General features: G+C 65.8%; 8 protein-coding genes. 6 read left to right on the forward strand and 2 right to left on the reverse strand.

The window, feature by feature from the left end:
- The 4 genes from VFH59_RS05060 to VFH59_RS05075 form a co-directional block, all read left to right on the forward strand.
- On the forward strand, positions 1-246 hold a 246-nt coding region (locus VFH59_RS05060; RefSeq protein WP_325163797.1), incomplete at its 5' end, for a hypothetical protein.
- A 77-nt stretch (positions 247-323) separates the two neighbouring features.
- On the forward strand, positions 324-1,073 hold the full coding sequence (locus VFH59_RS05065) for a fimbrial biogenesis chaperone (RefSeq protein ID WP_325163798.1): 750 nt from the start codon (positions 324-326) through the stop codon (positions 1,071-1,073).
- Positions 1,070-3,832: a fimbria/pilus outer membrane usher protein gene (locus tag VFH59_RS05070; RefSeq protein ID WP_325163799.1), complete on the forward strand. Its 2,763-nt coding sequence runs from the start codon at positions 1,070-1,072 to the stop codon at positions 3,830-3,832. Before VFH59_RS05065 ends, VFH59_RS05070 begins: the two co-directional genes overlap by 4 nt.
- Positions 3,829-4,815, forward strand: a complete 987-nt coding sequence (locus tag VFH59_RS05075) for a fimbrial protein (RefSeq protein ID WP_325163800.1) — start codon at positions 3,829-3,831, stop codon at positions 4,813-4,815. Before VFH59_RS05070 ends, VFH59_RS05075 begins: the two co-directional genes overlap by 4 nt.
- Positions 4,816-4,844: 29 nt before the next feature.
- On the opposite strand, the gene VFH59_RS05080 is transcribed toward VFH59_RS05075, so the two are convergent.
- Entirely contained in the window at positions 4,845-5,192 is a 348-nt protein-coding gene (locus VFH59_RS05080; protein WP_325163801.1) for a hypothetical protein, read from the reverse strand.
- A 336-nt stretch (positions 5,193-5,528) separates the two neighbouring features.
- Entirely contained in the window at positions 5,529-6,275 is a 747-nt protein-coding gene (locus VFH59_RS05085; protein ID WP_325163802.1) for a ferredoxin--NADP reductase, read from the reverse strand.
- Positions 6,276-6,365: 90 nt separating this feature from the next.
- Between VFH59_RS05085 and VFH59_RS05090 the strand changes: the two genes are divergently transcribed.
- The gene (locus VFH59_RS05090; RefSeq protein ID WP_325163803.1) at positions 6,366-7,301 is read left to right on the forward strand and encodes an ABC transporter ATP-binding protein; all 936 of its coding nucleotides are present in this window, start codon (positions 6,366-6,368) and stop codon (positions 7,299-7,301) included.
- A gap of 77 nt (positions 7,302-7,378) precedes the next feature.
- Positions 7,379-8,021, forward strand: a 643-nt coding sequence (locus tag VFH59_RS05095; protein WP_325163804.1) for an ABC transporter permease, incomplete at its 3' end; no start/stop codon positions are given.

The following is an 8,021-nucleotide window of genomic DNA, read 5'->3' on the forward strand; positions in this document are numbered from 1 at the left end:
CTGAGCAACAAGACTGGCTCTACATACGCTGCCAATGTCGAAGTGATGCTATCCAGCACCGCCAGCACCGCCGGCAAGCTGGATCTGTCCAAGGGTCCCGGCGCACAGGGCGTTACCGCCGTCACCCTGCCCGCCGGCAGCAGCGTAGCCAACTTCACGTACTACGCCGCCTACATCGCCAACGGCGGTACGGCTGGCGCCGGTCTCGTGAGCACCTCGGTGCAGTACACGCTGGATTACCTGTAATCGCTCGATCGCGCGGTGGCCGGTTCGCCGGCCACCGCGTCGCTTGCTGGAAGGAATCTGGCGCCACGAGGCCTCTCATGAAGACTTCGCTCCGCGCCCTGCTAATGGCGCTGCTTACGCTCTGCGCCGCACTGCCGGCCATGGCTCACGCTAACGTGATCATCTCCGGTACGCGCGTAGTGTTCCCGGCGCAGGACGGTGAAGTCACCGTCCGCCTGACGAACAACAACGACCGACCTGCACTGGTGGAGGCCTGGGTAGACGCGGGCGACGAACACTCCACGCCGGACAAGGTCAACACGCCCTTCGTGATCACGCCTCCGCTGTTCCGCATGGAGGCGCACAAGGACCAGAACCTGCGCATCATCGCCACCAGCGCGGCGCTGGCCAGCGATCGGGAATCCCTGTTCTGGTTGAACGTACTGGAAATCCCGCCCAAGCCGTCCTCTCCCGAGATGACGGGCAAGAATCTGTTGCAGTTCGCATTCCGCTCGCGCCTGAAACTGTTCTATCGCCCCGCCGGCCTGCAAGGCGATCCGGTCAAGGCCCCGACCCGGCTCCGCTGGAAGGTCGTGCCTCAAGCCCAGGGCTACGCCTTGGAGGTGCACAATCCCACCGCCTATCACATCACGATCGTGAGGGTGAGCCTGACGGACGCAGGCAAGACCTACACAGGCGACAAACCCGGCATGGTTGCTCCGCAGGCCGATCTGCGCCTGCCCATCACAGGACTCACGCACGCGCCCGCCGCACCGGGCAAGGTCCGCTTCAGCATCATCAATGATTACGGCGCCACCATGGCGTTCGAAAGCAGCCTCATGCCATGAACCGCCTGCAGGGCGCCGACGACAGGCTGCCAGCACAGGTACGGCTGCAGCACTGCCGGCCCCTGCTGTGCGCAGCGGTTGCCATGGCCATGGCAACGGGCCAGGTACTGGCCGCCGATGCGGGCCCCTCAGCCGCGACCCCGGACGGCGCCGACGCAGCCGCCAGTGGCTCCCTGGACGCGAGCTTCGACCGCAGCCTGCTTTCAGGGGCGGGTAACAACACGACCGACCTGTCGCGTTTCGAACACGGCAACGTGGTGCTTCCCGGCGTCTACAACCTGGATGTGTACCTCAATCGCTCGTGGGTCGGTCGCAAGGACGTGCGCTTTGCCGCGCCCTCGCCGCAAGCCAGTGCAACGCCGTGCCTGGACAACGCACTGTTCGCCCAGCTGGCGTTGCCCACGTCCAGGTTCGCAGGCCTGGAGACCAAGCTGGCCGACCCGACGATTTGCGTCGATATCGCACAGCTGATCCCGGACGCGAAGATGAGCTTCGACATGGGCAACCTGCGGCTCGACGTGAGCGTACCTCAGGCCTATATGGGCCACGCCCCGCGCGGCTACGTCGCGCCCGAATACTGGGACGAGGGTGTCGTCGCCGGCCTGCTCAACTACAACCTCAACAGCTACCGCAGTCGCGCCCAGGGCCGTACACAGACCAATTCCTACCTGGGGCTCAACGCCGGGCTGAACCTGGGTGCCTGGCACTTGCGCCAGGATTCCACGGTGTCCTGGCAAGCCTCGTCCGGCGATGGCACGTCGCGCCGTCACTGGCAGAACATCCGCAGTTACATCCAGCGCGACCTGCCCGCATGGCGTGCCCAGTTGACGCTGGGCGACAGCTATACCGATGGCCAGGTGTTCGACAGTTTCTCTATCCGCGGCGTCCAGCTTGCAAGCGACGACCGCATGCTGCCGACCTCCATGCGCGGCTATGCCCCGGTAGTCAGGGGCGTGGCGCAGACCAACGCTCTGGTGGTGGTGCGCCAGAATGGCGTGCAGATCTACCAGACCACGGTGGCACCGGGGCCGTTCGCCATCAATGACCTGTATCCCACCGGCTACGGCGGCAGCCTGGATGTGACCGTCACCGAGGCGGACGGACGCGTGCGCACTTTCAGCGTGCCTTATGCATCCGTGGCCCAGCTGCTGCGTCCGGGCATCACGCGCTTCGGCCTGGTCGCCGGACGGCTGCGCGAGATCTCGCTCTCGCACGAGCCCGATGTGGCACAGGCCACCTTGCAGCGCGGTTTCAGCAACCTCCTTACCGGCTACGCCGGCGTAGAGGGCTCCCAGGGCTACCAGGCCGCGTTGCTCGGGGCCGCGCTCAACACGCGCTATGGCGCCCTCGCGATGGACGTGACGCACTCGCGTGCTCGCGTCCCCGGCCTGTCGCTGCAGTCGGGGCAGAGCGTGCGGTTGAGTTACAGCAAGATCCTGCCGCAGACCGACACCTCCTTGACCGTGGCGGCCTACCGCTACTCGACCAGCGGCTACCTGAGCCTCACTGACGCGGCCTTGGCGAGGGATTACGCCCGACGCGGCCTGGATGCCTTCAGCTACGTCGCACCGAGCACGCAGACCATCGACGGCGTGCAGGCAACCAGCTTGTTGACCGCGGAGCAGCGCGCTGCGCTGACTGGCAACCCGCTCAGCGATACCGGCCTCAGCGGCACCCGCCTCCAGCGCCGACGCAACCGCTTCGACCTCACCCTGAGCCAGAACCTGGGCGAGCGCGGCGGCACGCTCTACATCACCGGTTCCGCCAACGATTATTGGGACCGGCGCGGCACGGATACCCAATTTCAGCTGGGCTACAACAACAGCTTCCACCGGGTCACCTTCGGCGTGTCCGCTTCGCGCACACGCGACCCGTTCGACCGCTACGACAACGAGTATTTTTTCAACCTCAGCGTACCGCTGGGCGAAGGTGCACACGCACCGACGATGATGTTCAATGCAAATTACAGCCCGGTGCAGGGGGATTCCCAGCAGGCGCTTCTCAGCGGCACCCTGGGCGATGCCAATCAATACAACTACGGCGCTGCGGTTTCGCGCGGCGGGTCGGCCGGCAACTCGGGTTCGCTACAGGGCGGCTACCGCAGCTCCTACGGCCTGGCGAACGCGAGCATTGGTGCCGGCCAGGGTTATTCGCAGGTGTCGGCGGGCTTCAGCGGCGCCATCGTGGCGCATCCGGGCGGCGTGACCTTCGGCCAACCCATGGGCGACACGGCAGGCATCGTCTATGTCCCCGGTGCCGCGGGCGCACGGCTGCAGAACGCCGTGGGCGCACGCGTGGATGCACACGGCTATGCGTTGGTACCGTACCTGTCGCCCTACACGCTCAACACCATCCAGATCGACCCCAAGGGGCTGTCGCTGGATGTGCAGCTCGATGCCACCAGCGCCCAGGTGGTGCCCCATGCCGGCGCGCTGGTCATGTTGAAGTTCAAGACGCATAACGGCCGCGCGCTGATCGTGCGGACCCGGCTGGTCGACGGCGCACCATTGCCCTTCGGTGCCCAGGTGTTCGACGAAAGTGGACAGCCACTGGGCATGGTGGGCCAAGGTGGACAAGCGCTGGTGCGCGGCGTCGGGCAAAGCGGGCTGCTCACCGCCCGCTGGCGGGACGACGACGGCACCGACCGGTCCTGCTCGTTCCACTACCAGTCGCCACCACGCGGCAAGCACAAGCCCGTCGCCTACGAAGAAACCAGCGCAACCTGCATGTCGGCGGATATGCCGCCGGGGAACGGATGATGCTCCATTACTTTCGCCTTCCCCGCAGCTGGCCGCTGCTTCTACTGCTGCTTGGCCTGGCACCGGACGCGAAGGCCGACTGTGCTTTCTGGTCCGGCACGTCGTCAGCCGTCAACTTCATGATCGCCTCGCCGATCACGATTCCATTCAACCTTCCTTCCACAGGCACGGTACTCGCGAGCGATCGGGAGACGCCTGTCAGTCCACCCAACGTGTACTGCGACCCGGGCACCAGGTACGGCGTCGTGAACAAGATATCGTCAGGCCCGCCGTTCGGGGGCTTCAACTACATCTATCCGACGGGCGTTGCCGGCGTGGGCTACCAGCTCATCCACGACAACGACACGGGCAACTACATGGGCCCGTTCGACATCTACAGCACCGACGGAGGCCTCTCGGCCTTCAGTGTCGGCACCAAACTGCAGCTGGTACAGACCGGCCCCATCGCCGATGGCAGCTTTCTGCCGGCAGGCACCCGACTGGCCGACTGGCAGTGGGGCAGCATCGTGCCGGAGTATTTCGTACTCTCCAGCCGGGTGGACTTCGTGGCGTCGGCGTGCACATGGGATGCGGTTCCTCCGGTGATCCTGCCGACCGTGTCGACCGCCGCCTTTGCGGGAAGGGGCACGACCGCAGGGGAGACCGCCTTCAGCATTACCCTTCACTGCCCGACCGGGTCGGTTTCGAACACGTTGTTCGTGGACCTGTCAGCAAAGATGAGCAATGGCTTCAACAACGTCATCGCCAACAACATCAAGCGGCGGCAGGGCGGGGCGGCAAACGTGGGCATCGAATTGCTCGATGCGAACGATCAGCCGGTAATCTTCGATGGCAGCAGGGGCACGGCGAATGCCTCGGTTTCCACCGGCCCCGCCCCCTCCGGTGATGGCACGCTGTCGTTCTTCGCCCATTACTACGCCACGGGCCAGGTAGATTCGGGCACGGTCGAGGCTACGGCCACATTTACCCTGAGCTACAACTGAGGTTTGCGCCCCAGCCCGGCCGGTGCGTATCAATCGTAGGTCTGGGTAACCAGCGACGGCTGAGCGTCCTTGTCGGCAGCGGCAACGTACTGGCCGAAATAAGCGAGCAGGCGATCGCCGCGGACATCGGCGATCGGCGTGCGCTGCGTGATTGCATAAGCCCGCGGGGCGCTCGTCGGTGAACGCCCGGCATTTCCGCAGGTGAACTGGCGGGGGGCCGCCCCATAACCGGAAAGCCCTGCCGCGTCCACGGTGCAGGTTGGCGCCACGACTGCCCCGCTGAACGAAATACGTCCGCCGTCGGCATGCGCTGCCGGTGCGCCGAACAATGCGACGCCCATACAGCCCATCCACCACCAGCAACGCAGACCTTTCATGACGTCCCTCGTGGCGCGCCTGATCGTGCGCGCCTGAAGGTGCTTTCGGCCACGTACGCCCGGCCTTGATGGCACGCGACGGACTTCCGCCCGAAAGCGCGAACACCGTCACATTTTTGACGGGACCCGACTCGGCGGAAGGTTTAGCGGATGGTGGGTGAGCAGAGCGCCTGCGCTGGCGGGGTACTTATCGACGCGGGGGAAACAAACTTGAAGGGTGCGGGTGGCAGGCGCCCGGTTCGAGCCGGCCCGAAGGAGACCGGCGCGTTGCAGGCTGGCGCCCTGGCGGGACGGCCGCCCCGCCAGGTGGACCTCCGGTGAGCAGGGTGGCTCGGCTCAGCGCGACGAGACGTATTTCTCGCGCCGGATCTGCGCCACCGGCAGGCCGTATTCCTTCAGCGCGGTGAAGGCGGCATCGACCATGTTCGGGTTGCCGCACAGGTAGGCGATGTCGCGGTCGGCGTGCGGGGCCAGTTCGGCCAGGACGCCCTGCACATGGCCGCTGCGGTCGTGCGGACGCGGCACGGCGCGCGGCTGGCGGCTGAGGCAGCCGTGGAAGGTGAAGCCGGGGTTTTCCTTCGCGAAGGCCTCGAACTCCTCGCCGTAGAGCAGTTCTTCCTCGTTGCGCGCGCCGTAGAGCAGCACCACTTCGCGGTCGCCCTTGGCGAGCAGCTGGCGGATCAGCGGCAGCATGGCGCGGTAGGGCGTGACGCCCGTGCCGGTGGCCAGCAGCAGGTAGCGCGGGTGGGTGTCGCCCGGGTGCAGGCAGAAGCGACCGTAGGGACCGCTGGCCTCGATGGTCTCGCCCGGCTGCAGGTTGCCGAGCAATTTCGTGGCCGCGCCGCCCTCGACGTAACTGACCGCGATCTCGATCCGCTGCACGGGGGCACTGCCGTCGCCCACGGTGGCGACCGAATAGCTGCGCTTGGTCGGCGTGCCGTCGTCGTAATGGAAATGCACCTGCAGGAACTGCCCCGGCTGGAAGGCCAGCGGCTGCCCGTCGGCGCGCTCGAACACCAGGTGGCGCACGCTGGGCGCGAGCATGAAGCTGTCGACGAGACGGAGGGTGAAGTGGTCGGCCATGGGATTCCGGAGCAGGAGGCACGTCCGGCGTGACCGGGCGGCAGGAAAGCAGCCCCGTATAATAGAGGGCTGGCCCCCACGGTGCAGCCCATGTCATCCGTTCCCGCACTCGTCGTCGACAACCTGCGCAAGACCTACGGCAACGGCGTCGAAGCCCTCAAGGGCATCTCGCTGACCGTGCAGCAGGGCGATTTCTTCGCCCTGCTCGGCCCCAACGGCGCCGGCAAGTCGACCCTGATCGGCATCCTCTCCTCGCTGGTCAACTCCACCGGCGGCGACGCGCGCATCTTCGGCGTGTCGGTCAACCGGCAGCGCAACGAGGCGATGAAACTGATCGGCCTGGTGCCCCAGGAGATCAACTTCAACCAGTTCGAGAAGCCGTTCGACATCTGCGTGAACGAGGCTGGCTTCTACGGCATCCCGCGCAAGGTTGCGGCCCAGCGCGCGGAGAAATACCTCAAGGAGCTGCGCCTGTGGGACAAGGCGCAGCACCAGGCGCGCATGCTCTCCGGCGGCATGAAGCGGCGCCTGATGATCGCCCGCGCGATGATGAACGAGCCACGCCTGCTGATCCTGGACGAGCCGACCGCCGGCGTGGACATCGAGATCCGCCGCTCGATGTGGCAATTCGTCAGCGGCATCAACGCCGCCGGCACCACGGTGATCCTCACCACGCACTACCTGGAGGAAGCCGAGCAGCTGTGTCGCAACATCGCGATCATCAACCACGGCACGATCGTGGAGAACACCTCGATGAAGAAGCTGCTGGCCAAGCTGGACGTGGAGACCTTCATCCTGGACGTCACCCATGCGCCGGCGGAACTCCCGGCGGTCGAGGGCGTGGAGGTGCGGCGCGTCGACGAGTTCACGCTGGAGGCGGAGATGGCCCGCGAGCACGACCTCAACTCGCTGTTCGCCATGCTGTCCGACCGCGGCGTGATCGTGAAATCGATGCGCAACAAGGCCAACCGGCTGGAGGAGCTGTTCGTGCGGCTGGTCGAGAACGGTACGACGCGGGCCGCCTGAGCCACGCGGCGCGGGGTCACAGTCCTTTTCACCCCAGCCCTTCCCCGGAAGGGCATCCATGCACAAGCGAGCCTGACATGAGCAACACCTCGGCCAACCTGGTCGCCCTGCACACCATCGTGCGCCGCGAAATCGTGCGCATCATGCGCATCTGGACCCAGACGCTGATTCCGCCGGCGATCACGATGACCTTGTACTTCGTCATCTTCGGCAAGCTGATCGGCAGCCGCATCGGCACGATCCAGGGCGGCTATTCCTACATGCAGTACATCGTGCCGGGCCTGGTGATGATGAGCATCATCACCAACAGCTACGGCAACATCTCCAGCTCGTTCTTCGGCGCCAAGTTCAGCCGCGCGGTGGAGGAGATGCTGGTCTCGCCGATGCCCAACTGGGTGATCCTGCTCGGCTACGTCACCGGCGCGGTCACGCGCGGGCTGGTGGTCGGCACACTGGTGCTGCTGATCGCGCTGTTCTTCACCTCGCTGCACGTGGCCCATCCGCTGGTCACCTTCTTCTCGGTGCTGCTGGGCGCGACGATCTTCTCGCTGGCCGGCTTCGTCAACGCGGTCTACGCCAAGAAGTTCGACGACATCGCCCTGGTGCCGACCTTCGTGCTGACCCCGCTCACCTACCTCGGCGGCGTGTTCTATTCGGTCAACATGCTGGGCGAGCCTTGGCAGGCGATCTCGCGCGCCAATCCGATCCTGTACATGGTCA

This window comes from Frateuria sp. (genome assembly GCF_035695185.1).
In the GTDB taxonomy this organism is placed as follows: Bacteria; Pseudomonadota; Gammaproteobacteria; order Xanthomonadales; family Rhodanobacteraceae; genus Frateuria_A.

Bases quoted from the DNA above. Each gene is read 5' to 3' on its own strand.
- VFH59_RS05065 (WP_325163798.1), top strand. From the start codon at position 324: ATGAAGACTTCGCTCCGCGCCCTGCTAATGGCGCTGCTTACGCTCTGC.
- VFH59_RS05070 (WP_325163799.1), top strand. From the start codon at position 1,070: ATGAACCGCCTGCAGGGCGCCGACGACAGGCTGCCAGCACAGGTACGG.
- VFH59_RS05075 (WP_325163800.1), top strand. From the start codon at position 3,829: ATGATGCTCCATTACTTTCGCCTTCCCCGCAGCTGGCCGCTGCTTCTA.
- VFH59_RS05080 (WP_325163801.1), bottom strand. From the start codon at position 5,192: ATGAAAGGTCTGCGTTGCTGGTGGTGGATGGGCTGTATGGGCGTCGCA.
- VFH59_RS05085 (WP_325163802.1), bottom strand. From the start codon at position 6,275: ATGGCCGACCACTTCACCCTCCGTCTCGTCGACAGCTTCATGCTCGCG.
- VFH59_RS05090 (WP_325163803.1), top strand. From the start codon at position 6,366: ATGTCATCCGTTCCCGCACTCGTCGTCGACAACCTGCGCAAGACCTAC.